Raw genomic sequence first — 18,667 nt, 5'->3', positions numbered from 1 at the left:
GTTGATTGACTCTATTAATTGTTCACATCTTCTATTAAACTACAAAATTAGGATAAAAAGTGGTTTAGCTGGTAAATATTATGATGAATCGCCAGACTTTGATCAAACACTTTGTTATTGGTGAGTTTTCCTTTAAACGAATGATCCGTTTTCCAATTATTTTATATGTCGCGGTTGGAGTTTGGGCGTATTTCTATTCAGAGCGCTTGATTTTTATCCCCCCACCTTCTAGTTATGCACTGACGCCTGAATTGCTGACCCTAAAAACCACTAAGGATGTCAATATTACGGCGTTATATTTACCGAATCCTAAAGCTAAATATACGATTCTTTATAGTCATGGCAATGCTGAGGATTTAGGAGATAGTCGCTTTTTATTAGAACAATTTCGTCAGAGGGGATTTGCCGTTTTTTCCTATGATTATCCGGGTTATGGAATGAGTCAAGGGAAACCCTCGGAACTCGGTACTTATCAAGCCATTGATGCTGCATATAATTATCTCACACAACAGTTAAAAATTCCTCCCGATCAAATTATTGCCTATGGCCGTTCTGTGGGTGGGGGGCCATCGGTGGATTTAGCATCCCGTCAACCCCTGGGGGGTTTAATTCTTGAAAGTACATTTCTGAGTACCTTTCGGGTGAAAATAGATTTGCCCTTATATCCTTTCGATAAATTTGCTAATCTTCGCAAAATTTCTGCCGTTAAAGTTCCGGTTTTGGTAATTCATGGAACTGTTGATCAGGTGATTCCATTCAGTCACGGACAACGATTATTTGCAGCGATCAAGACTCCTAAATTATCCTTTTGGGTGGAAGGGGCTGATCATAATGATATGAGTCAGGTAGCAGGCGATCGCTATGAACAAATATTAAAAGAGTTTATCCAATTGATTGATAGTAAGCCATCTGAGAAGGGCCAAGTTGATCCGGCGACCATCAAATAGATAATAATTAAAACCCTTACACCTTATACAGTCCAGGGACTATAACTATTATCTATATTTAGTATTTGGTAAAGCGGGTGGCGGGAATCGAACCCGCATTAATAGCTTGGAAGGCTATAGTTTTACCACTAAACTACACCCGCGTTGTCTGTCACAATTTCTAACTATAGCATAAACTTCAGAAATGTAAACCCCAGTTCTCAAAGTTTTTTTGAGGACTGGGAAATACTACCACCAAAACGACCTAAGACAGCGACGATTCAACGGTTTGCTTAGGTTTGAACTGCACCGCCAGATAATTGAGAGCCTGTTTGACAAAAGACTGTAACAAATTGGCCTGTTGATTTTGCTGGAATACGGTTTGTAGGCTTTTCTTGAGACTATCCCAATTCAAACTGGGATTGTCAGTCGCTTCTAACAGCAGGGACTGGGCTTGGAAATACTCAATTAAACTCAACCCGGCAATTCGGGTTAAATAAGCCGCGCTCACCCCCTGTACCAAACTTCCGGCGATAAAGGTCGCGGTATTCGTTTTCAATAACGAGGTTAGGGTTTGGGTGGAGATTTCCACAAATCCTAATTTCAACATCTGGGCGCTAATAGTTGTGGCAACCTCTTGACCTTGTTTCAGGGAGAATTTCTGCTCATAAATTGCCCCCAAATCCATCACCAATTGGGCATTAACGGCCGCCGTTGCTAACATATCCAAGGCCGGAACCGGATTAGCAATCGTTGCCGCCGCTGCAATCCATTGATATTTTTCAATCAAGGGTAAAGCCTGTTCTCGACGGAATTGGTTGTAAATTTCTTTGGCTTGCCGTTGCAATTCTAAGGCTTCCCGATGGGTGGTTGCTAATACTAATGTTTGTTGTTCTTGACTTAAAATAGAATTGAGACGATTGACTACAGAATCAAGGATAGGTAATTGCGGTTCTAACCATTCTTGAACTGTGCCATCATCTTGATGTTGACGCACTTTTAGCTCACCGGGAGAGGCGGCGATCGCCACAATATCTTCCGAGGACAATACCCCCGCTAATGTGGTTTTCAACTGCTGTAAAATCATCGGTTGATCGCCGACTAAATATTGATCTTGTTTATTCCAAACTAAAATTAAACGATGGTGATTTGCCACCCATTCCGATATTACTTTAAACTCAGGATAGGTTAAATCTCCGGCGGTCACAAATAAAACCAGATCTGCCAAGATTAAATCGGGCAGCGCCCCATCAAGTTCCGGGGTGGAAATTTCCATCAAACTAATCGTCTGAGGGTTTTGGGATAGCCAGTCGGACTCTAACCGTTGTAACAAGGCGGTTTTTCCCGTGCCTTTGTTGCCCGCAATGGCGACCCGTAGGGCTGGGCGTTGCAGTTGGCTGTTGAGTTGATTCCCTTGCTGTTCTAGGGCTTCTAAACGGCTATTTTGAGTGGGGGATTCGGTGATCAAACGAGCGATCAGGCTTTGGGTTTGGGCGATCGCTTTTTCCACTTGCTCCTGATTTAAAGGTGTTACAGAGGCTAACTCCGGCAAAGGCTCGGTTTTTTGTTGCTTAAACCACCATAGTCCGGCACTTCCCAAGGCTAAACCGAATAGCACGATTTGTCCGAATTCAGAAGCGGACTGTTGAACACTTCCCAACAACCACAGACCCAAAGAAAGTCCGACTCCCCCGATTAAAACTGGACGCTCCAATTTAACTGCCATTTTATCCTCCGCCAACGCATCAATTAACCCTTATTTCCATGGTACTTCGACTCGGGCAAATTGTGGAATTTTCGTTAAAAATCATCACAACGGATCGGCTTGTCAGCATTCGGGAACTTAATGATTTAAACGAGCTATATTAAGTATTTTTTAAGAACCAATTTACCTTAATAAATCAGTTGAAAAAAGTTATTTAAACATTTGTTAACCTAAGATTTACCCCCATTTCTAAATATTGACTAAATTTTTTACAATTTTAACCATTCAGAATTACAATAGAGATTAAGTCTAACTTATACCCACCTGGCCTCAAATCATGTCCAAACCTAAAAAAACAGAGCCAAAAATTACCAAAGACATTAATCTTCAAGATCCTCAATATTACTTTAGTCGGGAACTCAGTTGGTTAGAATTTAACCGTCGGGTCTTAGCAGAAGCCTTAGATCCCCGAACTCCTTTATTAGAAAGGTTAAAATTTTTAGCTATTTTTAGTTCTAATTTAGACGAATTTTTTATGGTGCGAGTGGCTGGAATTAAACGGCAAATTGAAGCCCAAGTTAATAAAGTTACCGCCGATGGTCGGACTCCACAAGAACAACTGAATGCAATCCATGAACGCCTGTTACCCATGGTAACTGAACAGCATCAATATTTTGAACAACAAATTAGACCTGAATTAGCTCAAAATGGGATTCATTTATTAAGTTATATCGATCTAAATCAAGAACAAAGAACTTATTTAAAAAATTATTTTGATGAGGGAATTTTTCCGGTTTTAACCCCCTTAGCCATTGACCGCAGCCATCCCTTTCCCTATTTATCTAATCTGAGTTTAAATTTAGCTGTTGTTCTCAGAAACCCTGAAACCAAAGAAGAATTATTTGCCCGGGTAAAAGTTCCGAGTTCTTTACCTCGATTTATTTCCTTACCCAAGGAATTACGAGTCCAAGAAAATGGAGAATTTTCTCCTTGGGTTGGTATTCCCATTGGTCAAGTCATTGCCCATAATTTAGAATCCCTATTCCCGGGTATGGATATACAAGATTATTATATTTTTAGGATTACTCGGGATGCGGATTTAGCCGTGCAAGAAGATGAAGCGGATGATTTATTATTAGCTATTGAACAAGAATTACGCAAACGTCGAGTCGGTGGGTCTGTGGTGCGTCTGGAAATAAATAGTTCAATACCCGACTATTTACGGGATTTATTAGTCGATGAATTAGAGTTAGAACCGGAAGATATTTATACCGTGGATGGGTTGATGGGGTTACGGGATTTAATGTCTTTTCTGAGTTTACCCTTACCCGAATTAAAGGATAAACCTTGGACTGCCGTTTTACCCCGTTGGATGAAAGACAGTGAAGATGTGATTCCGTCTAATTCAGAAACTGATGAAAAGGATATTTTTGCAATTTTACGCCAAAAAGATGTCTTAGTTCATCACCCTTACCATTCATTTTCCGCCACCGTTCAAGAGTTTATTAATCAAGCCGCCCATGATCCCAATGTCTTAGCAATTAAAATGACATTATATCGCACTTCCGGGGATTCTCCGATTATTACTGCTTTAATTAACGCGGCGGAAAATGGCAAACAGGTTGCCGTTTTAGTGGAATTAAAAGCCCGATTTGATGAAGAAAATAATATCCAATGGGCAAAAAAATTAGAACAAACGGGGGTTCATGTTGTTTATGGTTTAGTGGGTTTAAAAACTCATACTAAAATTGTCATGGTTGTACGTCAGGAACAGGATAAAATTCGCCGTTATGTTCATATTGGCACGGGAAATTATAATCATAAAACAGCTAAACTATATACGGATTTGGGATTATTAAGTGCCTGTCCAGATTTAGGAGCAGATTTAACGGATTTATTCAATTTCTTAACCGGATATTCTCGCCAACAGTCCTATCGTAAACTGTTAGTTGCTCCGGTGAATATGCGAAAACAATTTTTAGGGTTAATTCGTCGGGAAATCGAACAGGCAAATCAAGGGAAAACTGGGCGAATCGTGGCTAAACTTAATTCCTTAGTTGACCCGGAAATTATTGCTACATTATATGAGGCATCTCAAGCGGGAGTGGGGATTGATTTAATTGTCCGGGGAACCTGTAGTTTGCGCCCGGGTTTAGAGGGAATTAGTGATAATATTAAGGTGATTAGTATTATCGGACGATTTTTAGAACATTCTCGAATTTTCTATTTTTATAATGGTGGACAGGAGGAGGTTTATATTGGTTCAGCAGATTGGATGTCTCGCAACTTAAATCGTCGGGTTGAAGCGGTGACTCCGATTAAAGATCCTGATATTGCTAAGGAGTTAGAAGAAATTTTAGGGATTATGTTATCTGATAATCGCAAAGCCTGGGATTTACAGCCCGATGGTCAATATATTCAACGTCATCCCGCAGAAAATAGTCCAGAGTTAATCGCCCATGATATCTTTATGGAAAATGCTTTAAAAAGTTAGAAATCATGAATTATTGGTTAATTAAATCAGAACCGGATGTGTATAGTATTGCAGATTTAAAAGAGGATAAAACTTCGATTTGGGATGGGGTGAGAAATTATCAAGCCCGGAATTTCCTCAAACAAATGCAAATCGGAGATTTAGCGTTTTTTTATCATTCTAATACTAAACCTCCGGGGATTGTGGGATTAGCTAAAATCATTGAAAATAACCTAACTGACCCGACCCAATTTGATGTTAATAGCCCCTATTTTGACCCTAAAGCAACGCTAAATTCTCCCCGATGGTATACGGTAAAAGTCGAATTTGTGGAACAATTTTCTGCTATTATTAGTTTAGAGAATCTCAAACAAATCTTTAATCCTGATGAATTTGGCGTTGTTAAACGGGGAAATCGTTTATCTGTTATGCCTGTTTTACCATCCGTTGCTGAGAGAATTTTAAGGTTGAAATAATTACGAATTACGAATTACAAATTACGCATGGGTAATTAACTGTGATGACGGGTCGCGGGCGGGTTTTGTTAGATATTTGTTAATCACCTAAATCTCGATGAACTCGCCCCTACAACTGATGATTGATTATTTGGGGATTGCAGAAAATCTCCAAACCGGTTACAATAATGTAGTATACTAACATTACACTTTTAAATCTTGAGGCATTGATTCAAACAGAAACCTTAGAACTACTGGAATGGCAACGGTTATGTCGTCATTTATCCACCTTTACAGCGACTAAACTGGCTGCGGTGGCGGCGCAGCATTTACACATTCCCACGACCCTTGACCAAACCCGGCAACTCCTCGCCCAAACTCAAGAAACCTATCAATTAGAACTGCGACAAAATGGTTTAAAATTTGAAGGAATTGAAGATATTAGTGTTTATTTAGAACGGGTAGAACGCCATGGAATCTTATCAGGAAATGAACTATTGGCCATTGCCACAACTTTAGCCGGAGCCAGACAGTTACGGCGGCTGATTAATAATCATTCCGACATTCCGATAATCACAGAATTAGTCTCAGAATTAAGAACCTATCCCGAACTAGAACAGGAAATTCATCGCTGCATTGATGAGCGGGGAGATGTGGCAGACCGAGCTAGTATAAAATTAGGACAAATTCGGGGACAATTACGAAGTATTAAAGATCGGGTTTATGGGATTTTGCAACATATTATTCAACGCAAATCTAACGCCGTTCAAGAACAATTAATTACCCAAAGAAGCGATCGCTTTGTCATTCCGGTTAAAGCTTCTCAAAAAGATGTGATTCCCGGGATTGTTCATGATAGCTCAACAACAGGGGCGACCTTATATATTGAGCCAAAAGCCACCATTGAGCTTAATAACCAACTCCGACAAATTCAACGACTAGAAAAGGCTGAAGAAGATATTATTTTACAGGGATTGAGTGAACAAGTTGGGGCAGTTAAACCCGATTTAGAACGATTATTGGCGATTGTCACAGCCCTAGATTTAGCCGTGGCTAAAGCCCGTTATAGTCTGTGGTTAGAAGCCAATCCTCCCCATTTTATTAATTTAGAATCATCCGAAGATTCAACTTCAAACTCTATTAATTTAAGACAACTTCGTCATCCTTTATTAGTTTGGCAACAACAACATGAACAGGGATTTCCCGTTGTTCCCATTGATGTTGTCGTCCATCCAAAAATTAAAGTTGTAGCGATTACCGGGCCGAATACTGGAGGTAAAACTGTTACTTTAAAAACCATTGGATTAGCGGCATTAATGGCAAAAGTCGGGTTATTTATTCCCGCCAGAGAACCCGTTGAAATTCCTTGGTTTGATCAGGTTTTAGCCGATATTGGAGATGAACAATCCATTGAACAAAATCTATCCACATTCTCCGGTCATATTCGCCGAATTAGCCGAATTTTAGCAGCGATTAATCCTCAACCTGAAATCCGTTCATCGAGTTTAATTTTATTAGATGAAGTAGGCGCAGGAACTGATCCCACCGAAGGGAGTGCCTTAGCGATCGCCCTTTTACAATACTTAGCTAATCATGCCTTATTAACCATAGCAACTACTCACTTTGGAGAACTGAAATCCTTAAAATATGAAGATGAAAGATTTGAAAATGCCTCCGTTGAATTCGATGAACAATCCCTACAACCTACCTATCGATTATTATGGGGAATTCCCGGGCGTTCTAATGCCTTAACCATTGCCAAACGGTTAGGATTAAACCCAGAAATTGTCGAACAAGCGGCGGGTTATGTGGGGGAAAGTTCCGAGGAAGTCAATCAAGTTATTGCCGGTTTAGAAGCTCAACGCCGTCAACAGGAAACCAAAGCTCAAGCGGCGGGTCAACTGTTAAAAGATACGGAACGTTTGCATCAGGAATTAGCTCAAAAATCAGCAAATTTAAAAGAACGAGAACGGGAGTTAAAACAAATTCAAGAAAAGGCAATTCAAGAAACATTAATTCAAGCCAAAGCTGAAATTGCAAAAGTGATTCATCGCTTACAACAAGGGACACCAACAGGTCAAGATACCACCCAAGCAACGGAAGCTTTAAACCAAATTGCCGGGCAGTATTTACCCTCTAAAAAAGCTACCCCAAAACTTCCCCCAGAGTTTAAACCCAAGGTGGGCGATCGGATTAGAATACCCCGTTTTGGTCAAACCGCAGAAGTGCTAAATGAACCCACACCAGAAGGTCAAATTACCGTCAGATTTGGGATGATGAAAATGACCGTGGGTTTGGGAGAAATTGAATCTTTAGACGGATTAAAACCCACGATTCCTAAACCCGCAGAACGGAAAAGAGAACCCATTCCCGAAAAAGAAACCAAACCCGAAAGACCTATTGTTAGAACCTCTAATAATACCATTGATCTGCGGGGAAAACGCATTTCAGAAGCAGAAAGTGAACTTGATCGAATGTTAGGTCAAATTCATGATTTTGGGGCAATTTGGATTATTCATGGGAAGGGAACGGGACAACTGAGAAAAGGAGTTCACGAATTTTTAGAAACCCATCCTTTAGTAGAGCGATTTGAATTAGCATCCCCTAATGATGGCGGTATTGGTGTTACAATTGCTTATTTAGGGTAATAGGAATTAGCTCAAAGTCCCCCTTTTTAATGTGGATTTAGGGGGATCTTCTCGGATATAATAGGAAATCTTGAAAATGCTAAATTCAGATTTTATTAATGATCAAAAATCTAATCCAAATAGATATGATTTAGAACCGCAACCCCAACCCCAACAATGGGGAAAAATCACGGTTCAAATTCAGATATTATTATTGGCAATTGAAGCCCTGATTGGTATTCCTTTAGAAACTATTTTACAAGTTGGAAACCTATTAAAATTAGAGCCGAATGTTCCTGATAAAATTAAATTATTAGAAAAAAAATCAGAAACTAATCCCTTATCCGTTGAAGAAATGCGATCGCTGGTTCTGATTATTTGTTATATTGCTCAACAGGATCAAATTTTAATTCGCCGAGCCTTGGGTTTAGTCGAACAAATGGCACAACAAAAAACAGATTTTCGTCAAGTGACTTTGCTGCGGGACTATTTAGACACATTTAATCAAAGTTATCAACAGTGGATGACCCAACATCCTCAATCCCCCCTAGACCGTGACACCCTAGCCATTAAATTACTAATTGACTTATTATTTTATAGTAAACCTGATAGCCATCAACAATTATGGTTAACTTTAATAGAGTCCCCAGTTTAATCCATTGTTAACGGTTCACCATTATGATGATTATTCGACGCTATACTCCCCCCACTTGTACCCTAGAAGTCCAGGCGAAACGTCCTTTCATCTCTCGCCTGAAACAACAACCCATTTTAGAACAGTTTAAATTTAAACTCTGCTTTGATGATCCCCGTTTACCCGATGCGGATCATGTTACCATTGAGGGCGATCGCAATCAACTAGAAACCCTCTCTCAAGTCATTAAAAATTATATTCAAAATTTTCTGAATTTCGCCCCCAATTCAACCCGTGAACCTGCAACAGTTTCCCTAAAATCTTCCACTGAAAACACCCCATCCTTTGTTCTTTTTGACGAAACCAACTCAGAAATTAAAATTAAACCCGATGGCTTATTATACCATGACTTATTCTTAGGAAACTTAGCTAAAAATCCTACCGATATATTTATTCATTTAAGCATTTTACAACTATTTGATCTGTCGGCTGCTTTAGAAGAATATATTACCGAATCCCCAAATTTATCCAATCTAAAATCCCTAGAAAAAACCAGCCCCGAATGGTTAAAAACAATTTTATTTATTGCTATTTCTATTGGCTGTTTAACTGGGACAATTAGACTAATCAATCTCTATCGACAACCCCAAAATCAAACCGCCCCCAAACCCTCACAAACCGTTAAAATTCCGCCCCCAAATCTGGTTCCCTTACCCCCTCCACCCACCTTGGCGCCGCTTCCCGTCNGCTTATTATACCATGACTTATTCTTAGGAAACTTAGCTAAAAATCCTACCGATATATTTATTCATTTAAGCATTTTACAACTATTTGATCTGTCGGCTGCTTTAGAAGAATATATTACCGAATCCCCAAATTTATCCAATCTAAAATCCCTAGAAAAAACCAGCCCCGAATGGTTAAAAACAATTTTATTTATTGCTATTTCTATTGGCTGTTTAACTGGGACAATTAGACTAATCAATCTCTATCGACAACCCCAAAATCAAACCGCCCCCAAACCCTCACAAACCGTTAAAATTCCGCCCCCAAATCTGGTTCCCTTACCCCCTCCACCCACCTTGGCGCCGCTTCCCGTCCCGTCTGCCCCTCCGATTCAGATTAAGGTTGCTCCCAATTTCCCCCCCGTCAATACGCCCCCCCTGCCCATTCCCGCCCCTCTGTTTCCGAACCCGACAACCCCCCAAGCCATACCCGACCTGCAACCCGCACCCGATGGGTTCGTTATTATTCCCCAGGACTCTCCGGTGACAGATGGGTATGTACCCCCCGCACCGCCGCCCTTAACGGCCACCGTACCCCCGTCCCCACCCCGCCTAGCCGTGGCTCCTACCCAAGTCGCGCCCCCCTCTCCCCCGGTAATTTTTGCACCCCAAACGATTCAATTACCCACCTTAAAAAATGCGGCTCCTCCGGTGATTTTAAATGTACCTTCTGCGGAAAATTCCTCAAATTCTTCGCCAGAAAATTCCGACCCAGATGAACAGAATTATTTGGCTCAACTGGATAAACGCCCGCCCACAATTGCCGCCACTCGTCAACAGGATACCACCCTCTTTGATCAAATTCCGCAAGTGAGTGAAGTCAGAAACTATTTTCAAAAAATCTGGTATCCTCCCAAAAATTTAAAACGCACGTTGCAATATAGTTTAAAACTCAATGCCGATGGATCTTTGCAGAGTATTATCCCCGTGGGTCAACCTGCGGTTAATCGTCAAAAACAATTGGATTTTCCAGAAATCGGGAAACCTTTTGTTTCTCCTTTGGCATCAGGAAAAATGCCTAAAATTCGTTTGGTTTTACAGCCGGATGGGAGTGTTCAGGCGTTTTTAGAATCGTTGAATTAATTAATCCTAATTGTGTTTTGAATTTCCATTATCTGCCTTTTTTTAGCACTTAGTAAGTTGTACAAATAGTAGGTTTAGCTTGCTAAATCCCGAGAGAGATTGAAAAAATCGAAAAAAATGTTAATTTTATTGATATTAGTTATGGTTTGGTCAACACCATTCAAAAATCAAGTGTAAAAAGTGCTTTTTTATTAAAATTTATGCTGAATGATTCTCAACTAACAGATTTTTATCAAGTCGGTGGCAGTCTTACTTCTGACGCACCAACATACGTCAAAAGACAAGCAGATGAGGATTTATATCAAGCTTTAAAAGCGGGAGAATTTTGTTATGTTTTCAATGCACGACAAATGGGGAAATCTAGCTTGCGGGTAAAAACAATGCAACGCCTACAAGCAGATGGTATTAGATGTGCTGCAATTGATTTAACCGCCATTGGAACTTCAGGGATTACTTTAGAACAATGGTATGCAGGAATTATTGATAGTCTTGCCAGCAGTTTAGATTTATATAATACCTTTGATCTCGATACTTGGTGGGAGAAAAATCAACGACTATCTTATGTTAACCGATTACATAAATTTATTGAGACAATATTATTGCAAAATATCAATCAAAAATTAATTATTTTTATTGATGAAATTGATAGCATTCTCAGCTTGAATTTTTCAGTTGATGATTTTTTTGCTTTAATCCGTTCCTGCTACAATCAACGACCAGATCTCCCCACTTATCGTAATTTATCTTTTGCTATTTTAGGAGTAGCAACACCCGGAGATCTTATTCAAGATAAAACTCGAACCCCCTTTAATATTGGTAAAGCAATTAAGTTAAATGGATTTCAGATTCATGAGGCTAAAAATTTAATAACAGGATTAACTGGAAAAGTTGAAAATCCTGAAGCCGTGATTCAAGAAGTATTAAATTGGACATCAGGGCAACCATTTTTAACTCAAAAGCTTTGTTATTTAATTGAAAAAAATTTACCATCTTTAGCGTCCGAACTGGAAAGAGAATGGGTTGCTAACCTTGTTTATAATCATTTCATTAAAAATTGGGAATCCCAAGATGAACCGGAACACTTACGAACCATTCGAGATCGTCTCCTTTATAATAAACAGCGAGCAGGACTACTTTTGGGATTTTATCAAAAAGTTATAACACAAGAAAACTTTATCAATTATAACTCTAGTGAGGGATTAATTAAAAAAACAGATGAAATTAATAGGCATGGAAGTTTAGAAGAAACAGAATTAAGATTATCAGGATTGGTCACTAAAAAAGGTGAAAAGTTAACTATTTTTAATCAGATTTATAGAGAAGTTTTTAACCTGAATTGGATTAGGCAAGAATTAGGAAAATTAAGACCTTATTCTGAATCGATTGAAGCTTGGTTAGCTTCAGATAGCCAAGATGAGTCTCGACTTTTACGAGGTCAAGCCCTTCAAGATGCTTTAGTTTGGACAAAAGGAAAAAGTTTAAGTGATATGGATTATCAGTTTCTTTCAGCCAGTCAGCAAAAAAATTTAGAAGTTCAACAAGAAGCTCAAGTAATTTTATCAGAAGCCAAACAAAAAGCCGAACATTTGTTATTAGAAGCCAGAGAAATTATCCGATTAGAACGTCAATCTTCTGAAGCCTTACAAAAATTTCCAAACGCTCAATTAGAAGCCTTGATTTTAGCAATTAAAGCCGCAAAAGATTTAAAACAATTAGTTAACAATATTCCATTAGGAGACTATCCAACACTACAACCTTTAGTTGCACTTCATAAAATTCTTGATGATATTAGCGAAAGAAATCACTTTCCCAGTCAAGACGCTTTACGATGTGTTTGTTTTAGTCCAGATGGTCAGTTGTTAGCAACCGCTACATTAAAGGGTATGGTTCAACTCTGGAATTTACAAGGTAAAAAAATCAAACAGTTCTGCCATTCAAGTGCAATTTGGAGTATTGATTTTAGTCGTGATGGTGAGTTGTTAGCCATTGCTGATGATGATGGCGTTAATTTATGGAATTTAAAAACTCAAGAAATTAACCGACTTTATCATGGTATTTCTGTAAGAAGCTTACATTTTAGTCCTGATCATCAATTCTTAGCTACCGCTTCCCTAGATGGTCAAGTTTGTTTATGGAATTTAGAACGAAATCAAATTAAACAATGGCATTATCCAAGTGCATTAACAAGTATTAGTTTTAGTCCCAATAGCCAATTTTTGGCAGTGGCTTCAGAAGATCATACTACTCGTTTATGGAATTTACAAGGTGAAGAAATTCAATTATTTTCTCATCAAAATCAAATAACTAGCCTAAGTTTTAGTCCATCTGAGCAATTCTTGGCGACAGCTTCGGTAGATGGTATTGTTCATCTATGGAATCTGCAAGGTGAGGAAATTAAACAGTTTTATCATCAAAACTGGGTTATGAGTGTGCAATTTAGTCCTGATGGTCAATATTTAGCCACAGCTTCTGGGAATGGAAATGCTTACCTCTGGAATATAGAAGGTCAAGAAATTCAGCAGTTTCCTCATCAAAACTGGGTAACAAATTTAAGTTTTAGTCCTGATGGTAAACAATTAGCAACAACTTCAGTGGATGGGATAGCACGCCTTTGGGAAATCCAACATCAAAAAGTACAGCCTTTTTTCTCTCAAGGCCCAATCAGAAGTGTTACTTTTAGTCCAGATTGTCAGTTATTAGCTACTACAACCTTAGCTACTACAACCAGTAAGGGGTTTCTACATTTATTTAATCGTGAAAGTGAAAAAATCCAACAGTTTCATCATCCCATTTGGTTAACCAGTGTAAGTTTTAGTTATGATAGTCAGTTCATAGCCGCAATTTCTGGGGATGGAATTGCTTATTTATGGAATCTTCAGGGTCAAGAACTTCGACAATTTTCTTGTGAAAGTCCGCTAGTTTGTTTAAGTTTTAGTACCAGTCAGTATTGGTTAGCCATTGCTTCAGTCAATGGAACAGTTCACCTCGTAGATTGGCAGGGTCAAGAACTGCAAAAATTTCACCATCCCAGTTGGGTATGGGGGATTAAATTTAGCTCAGATGGTCAATTAATGTCTACAATTTCAGGTGATGGCATTGCCCGTTTATGGAATCTTCAAGGGCAAGAAATTCAACAGTTTTACCCTCCCCAAAAAATTAGAATGATGAGTTTTAGTACAGATAGTGATTGTCTAGCTACTACCTCAGAAGATGGTTTAATTTGTCTCTGGACTTTTCAAGGTAAAGAGATTCAAAGATTTTACAATCCTCCTACTTCTCCAATTATTAATCTGAGTTTTAATAGCCAATTAATGGCTACAGTTTGTGAAGATGGTATTGTTCGATTATGGACATTAGAAGGTCAGGAACTTCAACAATTTCGCCTGAAAAATCCAGCGTCTTGTGTTAATTTTAGCTCAGATGGAAGTTTATTAGCGATCGCTTTCACTGATGGTACAGTAAGGCTATGGAGAGGATTAGAAGATCAGTTAGCTGCGGGATATCAATGGTTAGAAGATTATTTATTACAATATCCTAAAACGTTTTCGTGAAGCTATGTATCAACTTTCCTAATCTGTGGCACACTAAGTAAGAAAAACCTGGGTTCAATAATCTTGCTCATGATTTTATACAATTAATTCAGACTTGCTATATAATAGTTAATGGCTTAAAACGGTTCATACTGCGGAGGTAAAATATGGCAGTTTTACAGTTAGAAGACGGAACAGTTTACACTCAACTCGATGAAATTCAGCGAGAATTAGCTGGTCTGAATATTCATTTAAACCATTGGTCTGTCGGTACAGATTCAGAATTATTTAAATTGTTGAATCAACCTGCATTAAACGATAACGAAAAAGCAGAAGTTCTGCAAAGTTTAGATCAATATTTTGAAGAATTAAAACAAACAGCAGGTTATCAGTCCCGGGATTTAATTGTCCTTAACCCCGATACTCCTAACCTAGAAACATTATTGGCAAAATTTGAACAATGTCATATTCATACGGATAATGAAATCCGTTATATTATTGATGGAGAAGGAGTATTTGGCTTTATTCGTCCCGATGGCAGTCAAGTAGAATTAACCGTTGAAGCTGAAGAATATATTAATGTTCCGGCTCATACAGAACATTGGTTTTATTTAACAGAAACTCGACGAATTAAAGCGGTTCGTTATTTCACCACAACCGAAGGTTGGACTCCTGAATATACCGATACTGAAATTAGAATTTTTTCCAGAAGACCGAAAAAAACCTTAGCTTTGAATTAATTTGTAGAGACGTTGTATACAACGTCTCTACTTCAATGATAACAATTACTAGAATAGAAAACCATGACCATTGAAGTTGATTATCGTTTTCCTCCTAATATTGATGCGTTGCGTCAGGCTAAAGTCATTGCTATCGGACAAACCGCCGGAACTTGGGATGAAAGATTTAGCCATCGGGAAGATAATTTGCGATCGCATTTAGCCGAAGTTATTAATATTAAAACCGACGAACAAGGTTATAGTATTGCAACCGTTAGATTTCCAGAAATTAACGTGGAAAATGATATAGCCAGTTTACTGACGATGATTTTTGGCAAATATTCTATGGCTGGAGTTGGTAAAATAGTTGCGGTCAGACTCGATAAAAATTATGGTCGGGTTGCAAAATTTGGCATATCAGGAATTCGTCAACAATTACAAGTTTTTGATCGTCCCTTAATTATGGCAATCTTTAAACCCGCCCTGGGACTATCAGCCCAGGATCATGCTACAATTTTAAAAGAAGTTGCAACAGCCGGATTAGATATTATTAAAGATGATGAAATTATGGGGGATTTAAACACCGCCCCCACCCTGGAAAGATTAAGAGCTTGTCGTCCAATTTTAGACCAAATTAAACAAGAAACCGGGCGCACCGTTTTGTATGCTATTAATGTTACTGGAAACGCCCAAACCCTATTAGAAAAAGCCCGAATTTTAGTTAAAGAAGGGGCAAATGCCCTATTATTAAATGTTCTCACCTACGGTTTTTCGGTCTTAGAAGCCCTCGCCACCGATCCAGAGGTGAATGTTCCAATTTTCGCCCATCCTGCCTTGGCGGGGGCGTTATGTGCCTCTGGGGATACGGGTTTTTCCTATTCCGTAATTTTGGGAACCTTAATGGCCCATGCTGGGGCGGATGCGGTCTTATATCCCGCCCATTATGGCAGTTTACCCTTTGATCCAGGGGAAGAAAAGCGGATTTGTGAGCAGTTGCGATCGCGGAATGTGTTTCCTGTCCCTTCGGCGGGAATTCACCCCGGAATTGTTCCCAAAGCCCTATCGGACTACGGGAAGGACGTAATTCTGAATGCCGGGACGGGGATTATGGAACATCCAAACGGCCCAGGAGCGGGGGTTAATGCCTTCTTCCAAGCCCTCGACTGGTATCAACGGGGTCTACCCTTTGATGTTAAGGAAATGCCCCCTGGTTCTCTTAAACAGGCGATGGAAAAATGGGGATGAAAGACCAATTTGTAATTCTTAATTCTTAATTCGTAATTCATCATGAACACCGATCTCCGTCAATCTTTAATATATGCGTCTCGCCAATTTCATCAACTGGGTTGGATGGCAGGGACGGCTGGAAATCTTTCGGCTAAAATGCCGGATAATAGTTTTTGGATTACTGCTAGTGGTAAACAAAAAGGTAAATTAGTGACAGAGGATTTTGTTAGAATGTCTCTCACTGGAGAGATATTAGAAAATCCCGATCCGAATAATAAACCATCGGCAGAAACCAGTATTCATCAAGCCATATATTCCTTGTTTCCCGAAGCAAATGCCTGTTATCATGTGCATTCGGTAGAAGCCAAATTAGTCTCAAATTTTATTGATCATGAGCAACTACCTTTACCGCCTATTGAGATGTTAAAAGGGTTGGGAATTTGGCAAGAAAACCCTAAAGTTTATCTACCCGTTTTTGAGAACTATTTACAAGTACCTCGAATTTCTGAAGATATTATTCAACGGTTTAAACAAACTTCTCCTGATGTTCCAGCATTATTAATTAGAAATCATGGGGTAACAGTTTGGGCAGATTCTCCAGAAGCCGCAGAAAACCATATTGAATTAGTAGAATATATTTTCCGTTATATTGTGGCGGCTCGTCAAGCCGGATTGAATATTCAACATTAATAGGAGGAATTACGAATTACGAATTACGAATTACGAAGGGGGAATGGGTAATGGGTAATGGGTAATAGCAAGAGTTTACCTCCCCTGCCTCCACTGCCTCCCCTGCTTCCCATGCCTCCCCTGCTCCGCCAAACTGATCCAAAACAATCAGTCAATATTAATAGTTTGTAACCCTTCATTCACCGTAATTGCAATTTTGCCAACGGTGCGGCCCATCTCACTATAGGTATGGGCTTCGGCTAGATCATTTAAGGGATAAGTTCGATCAATTACCGTTTGAATTTTGCCCGCTTCAATTAAATCTCGCAAGGCGTCTAAATCTCGGCAACTCGGTTGAGCTAGGACTAATTTTGATTTTTTACCCGCAAAAAATAAAGTTTGTAAGGTGGCTCCCATATTATCAATTGTGGGCAAAGTTGAGATATAAATTCCATCGGATTGTAGAATCTTTTCGCAATTAAAAAAGGACTGTTTCCCCACCGCATCAAAAATAATATCGTATTGAATGTCCTGTTGGGTAAAATCCTCTTGGGTGTAATCAATCACCGTATGGGCTCCCAAACGTTTAACAATATCAACATTAGAAGTCCCACAAACCCCCGTGACTTCGGCATTTAGGGCCACAGCAATTTGCACAGCAAAGGTTCCCACACCGCCGGACGCCCCATTAATCAAAACCTTCTGTCCGGGTCGCAGTTGACCTAAATCTAATAACCCCTGCAACGCCGTCAGTCCAGCTATAGGAACCGTCGCAGCCTCGGCATAGGTCATATTTTGAGGTTTATAGGTCAAATTCCCAGCAGGCACAGCGACATATTCCGCATAAGCACCCCCAAATAACGGGTTAACGAAGGTATAAACCTGATCTCCCACCCGGAAGCGCGTCACCTGAGAACCGACTTCCACCACTTCCCCCGCTAAATCCGAGCCTAAAACCTTGGGGAAATTGTAGCCCGATAGGGGTTGCAATAATCCCTGTCTAATTTTCCAGTCCACAGGATTAATACTACTGGCATGAATTTTGACTAAAACTTGATCTGGTTTAATTGTTGGGGTCGGAATATCTTCATAACGAAGAACATCGGGCGACCCATATTGATGAATAACAATAGCTTTCATAATCAATTAATTAGGGATTAACACCCGTTAGCTTAACACAAAATTATAGAACTGGGGATAAATAGAGTCAGTGTAAATCCGTCCTAAAAAATAAGATTTTTGACAATAGGCAATGGGCAATAGACTGATGATTGATCACGAATAAATAATTTATAATAATTGGTTTTTAAGATTTGATTTAACAATATAATGCAAACTCAAGTAGATAAAAAATATTTTTTTTACTGAATTAAGCGTTGTAAATCGGATAAATTTTAACTATGATGGAATTGTAGAAAAAAACTTTGACAAATCCTATCAATTCAATTTTTATGGATATTCAGTTAATCAATATTGGTTTTGGTAATATTGTCTCTGCTAATCGGGTGATTGCCATTGTCAGCCCTGAATCAGCCCCGATTAAGCGGATTATTAATGATGCTCGGGAGCGAGGACAGTTAGTTGATGCCACCTACGGACGCAGAACTAGGGCGGTGATTATCACGGATTCTAGCCATGTTATTCTCTCAGCAATTCAGCCGGAAACCGTTGCCCACCGCTTTGTGACCACCAAAGACGGCAATTCCCGCGATGATTAACGGATTTGTTATGTATTCCCCTTGGTTTCCATTGGCATAGCATGAGAAGATAGAAAGATTCCGATTCAATTCCTTGAATCCATCAGCAGGTTCAAGGGAAAATCAGGGATTCCCTA

13 protein-coding genes and 1 tRNA gene are annotated in these 18,667 nt (G+C 39.3%); 11 read left to right on the top strand and 3 right to left on the bottom strand.

Going from position 1 to position 18,667, the window contains the following annotated elements:
- The first annotated feature begins 83 nt into the window (after window positions 1-83).
- A complete protein-coding gene (locus PL9631_RS19310) occupies window positions 84-947 on the top strand; it encodes an alpha/beta hydrolase (protein WP_083622830.1) in 864 nt (287 codons plus the stop codon).
- Between the two features lie 72 nt (window positions 948-1,019).
- On the opposite strand, the gene PL9631_RS19305 is transcribed toward PL9631_RS19310, so the two are convergent.
- Together PL9631_RS19305 and PL9631_RS19300 are read right to left on the bottom strand one after the other, a co-directional pair.
- Window positions 1,020-1,090: transfer RNA gene (locus PL9631_RS19305), tRNA-Gly, on the bottom strand.
- Between the two features lie 101 nt (window positions 1,091-1,191).
- Window positions 1,192-2,652, bottom strand: coding sequence for a slr1306 family protein (locus tag PL9631_RS19300; RefSeq protein ID WP_083622828.1), 1,461 nt, complete (start codon window positions 2,650-2,652; stop codon window positions 1,192-1,194).
- A gap of 316 nt (window positions 2,653-2,968) precedes the next feature.
- Between PL9631_RS19300 and ppk1 the strand changes: the two genes are divergently transcribed.
- From ppk1 to mtnB, 9 genes are all read left to right on the top strand, one after another.
- Window positions 2,969-5,125: a polyphosphate kinase 1 gene (ppk1, locus tag PL9631_RS19295; RefSeq protein WP_083622826.1), complete on the top strand. Its 2,157-nt coding sequence runs from the start codon at window positions 2,969-2,971 to the stop codon at window positions 5,123-5,125.
- Window positions 5,126-5,130: 5 nt separating this feature from the next.
- Window positions 5,131-5,580, top strand: a complete 450-nt coding sequence (locus tag PL9631_RS19290; RefSeq protein WP_083622825.1) for an EVE domain-containing protein — start codon at window positions 5,131-5,133, stop codon at window positions 5,578-5,580.
- A gap of 206 nt (window positions 5,581-5,786) precedes the next feature.
- A complete protein-coding gene (locus tag PL9631_RS19285) occupies window positions 5,787-8,207 on the top strand; it encodes an endonuclease MutS2 (protein ID WP_083622823.1) in 2,421 nt (806 codons plus the stop codon).
- Between the two features lie 76 nt (window positions 8,208-8,283).
- On the top strand, window positions 8,284-8,841 hold the full coding sequence (locus PL9631_RS19280; RefSeq protein WP_083622821.1) for a DUF3038 domain-containing protein: 558 nt from the start codon (window positions 8,284-8,286) through the stop codon (window positions 8,839-8,841).
- A 23-nt stretch (window positions 8,842-8,864) separates the two neighbouring features.
- A complete protein-coding gene (locus PL9631_RS19275; RefSeq protein WP_083622818.1) occupies window positions 8,865-10,688 on the top strand; it encodes a DUF4335 domain-containing protein in 1,824 nt (607 codons plus the stop codon).
- A 200-nt stretch (window positions 10,689-10,888) separates the two neighbouring features.
- Window positions 10,889-14,239 (top strand): WD40 domain-containing protein, encoded by a 3,351-nt coding sequence (locus tag PL9631_RS19270; protein WP_156090633.1) that lies wholly within the window; start codon window positions 10,889-10,891, stop codon window positions 14,237-14,239.
- A 146-nt stretch (window positions 14,240-14,385) separates the two neighbouring features.
- Window positions 14,386-14,958: a 1,2-dihydroxy-3-keto-5-methylthiopentene dioxygenase gene (locus PL9631_RS19265; protein WP_083622814.1), complete on the top strand. Its 573-nt coding sequence runs from the start codon at window positions 14,386-14,388 to the stop codon at window positions 14,956-14,958.
- Window positions 14,959-15,021: 63 nt separating this feature from the next.
- Window positions 15,022-16,182, top strand: coding sequence for a RuBisCO large subunit C-terminal-like domain-containing protein (locus PL9631_RS19260; protein ID WP_083622811.1), 1,161 nt, complete (start codon window positions 15,022-15,024; stop codon window positions 16,180-16,182).
- A gap of 42 nt (window positions 16,183-16,224) precedes the next feature.
- Complete coding sequence (gene mtnB, locus PL9631_RS19255) at window positions 16,225-16,854, top strand: methylthioribulose 1-phosphate dehydratase (protein WP_083622809.1); 630 nt, start codon at window positions 16,225-16,227, stop codon at window positions 16,852-16,854.
- A 147-nt stretch (window positions 16,855-17,001) separates the two neighbouring features.
- Here mtnB and PL9631_RS19250 read toward each other — a convergent pair whose 3' ends face one another.
- Window positions 17,002-17,973: an NAD(P)-dependent alcohol dehydrogenase gene (locus PL9631_RS19250; protein WP_083622807.1), complete on the bottom strand. Its 972-nt coding sequence runs from the start codon at window positions 17,971-17,973 to the stop codon at window positions 17,002-17,004.
- Between the two features lie 311 nt (window positions 17,974-18,284).
- Between PL9631_RS19250 and remA the strand changes: the two genes are divergently transcribed.
- Window positions 18,285-18,551, top strand: a complete 267-nt coding sequence (gene remA / locus PL9631_RS19245) for an extracellular matrix/biofilm regulator RemA (protein WP_026786051.1) — start codon at window positions 18,285-18,287, stop codon at window positions 18,549-18,551.
- The last annotated feature ends 116 nt before the right edge of the window (window positions 18,552-18,667 follow it).

It is taken from the genome of Planktothrix paucivesiculata PCC 9631, from assembly GCF_900009265.2.
Taxonomy (GTDB): Bacteria; Cyanobacteriota; Cyanobacteriia; order Cyanobacteriales; family Microcoleaceae; genus Planktothrix; species Planktothrix paucivesiculata.
This window is presented reverse-complemented; position numbering and strand designations above follow the sequence as displayed.

Excerpts from the sequence above, each read along its gene's own strand:
- remA (WP_026786051.1), top strand. The coding sequence starts at position 18,285 with ATGGATATTCAGTTAATCAATATTGGTTTTGGTAATATTGTCTCTGCT.
- PL9631_RS19300 (WP_083622828.1), bottom strand. The coding sequence starts at position 2,652 with ATGGCAGTTAAATTGGAGCGTCCAGTTTTAATCGGGGGAGTCGGACTT.
- mtnB (WP_083622809.1), top strand. The coding sequence starts at position 16,225 with ATGAACACCGATCTCCGTCAATCTTTAATATATGCGTCTCGCCAATTT.
- PL9631_RS19310 (WP_083622830.1), top strand. The coding sequence starts at position 84 with ATGAATCGCCAGACTTTGATCAAACACTTTGTTATTGGTGAGTTTTCC.
- ppk1 (WP_083622826.1), top strand. The coding sequence starts at position 2,969 with ATGTCCAAACCTAAAAAAACAGAGCCAAAAATTACCAAAGACATTAAT.
- PL9631_RS19265 (WP_083622814.1), top strand. The coding sequence starts at position 14,386 with ATGGCAGTTTTACAGTTAGAAGACGGAACAGTTTACACTCAACTCGAT.
- PL9631_RS19290 (WP_083622825.1), top strand. The coding sequence starts at position 5,131 with ATGAATTATTGGTTAATTAAATCAGAACCGGATGTGTATAGTATTGCA.
- PL9631_RS19260 (WP_083622811.1), top strand. The coding sequence starts at position 15,022 with ATGACCATTGAAGTTGATTATCGTTTTCCTCCTAATATTGATGCGTTG.
- PL9631_RS19250 (WP_083622807.1), bottom strand. The coding sequence starts at position 17,973 with ATGAAAGCTATTGTTATTCATCAATATGGGTCGCCCGATGTTCTTCGT.
- PL9631_RS19280 (WP_083622821.1), top strand. The coding sequence starts at position 8,284 with ATGCTAAATTCAGATTTTATTAATGATCAAAAATCTAATCCAAATAGA.
- PL9631_RS19270 (WP_156090633.1), top strand. The coding sequence starts at position 10,889 with ATGCTGAATGATTCTCAACTAACAGATTTTTATCAAGTCGGTGGCAGT.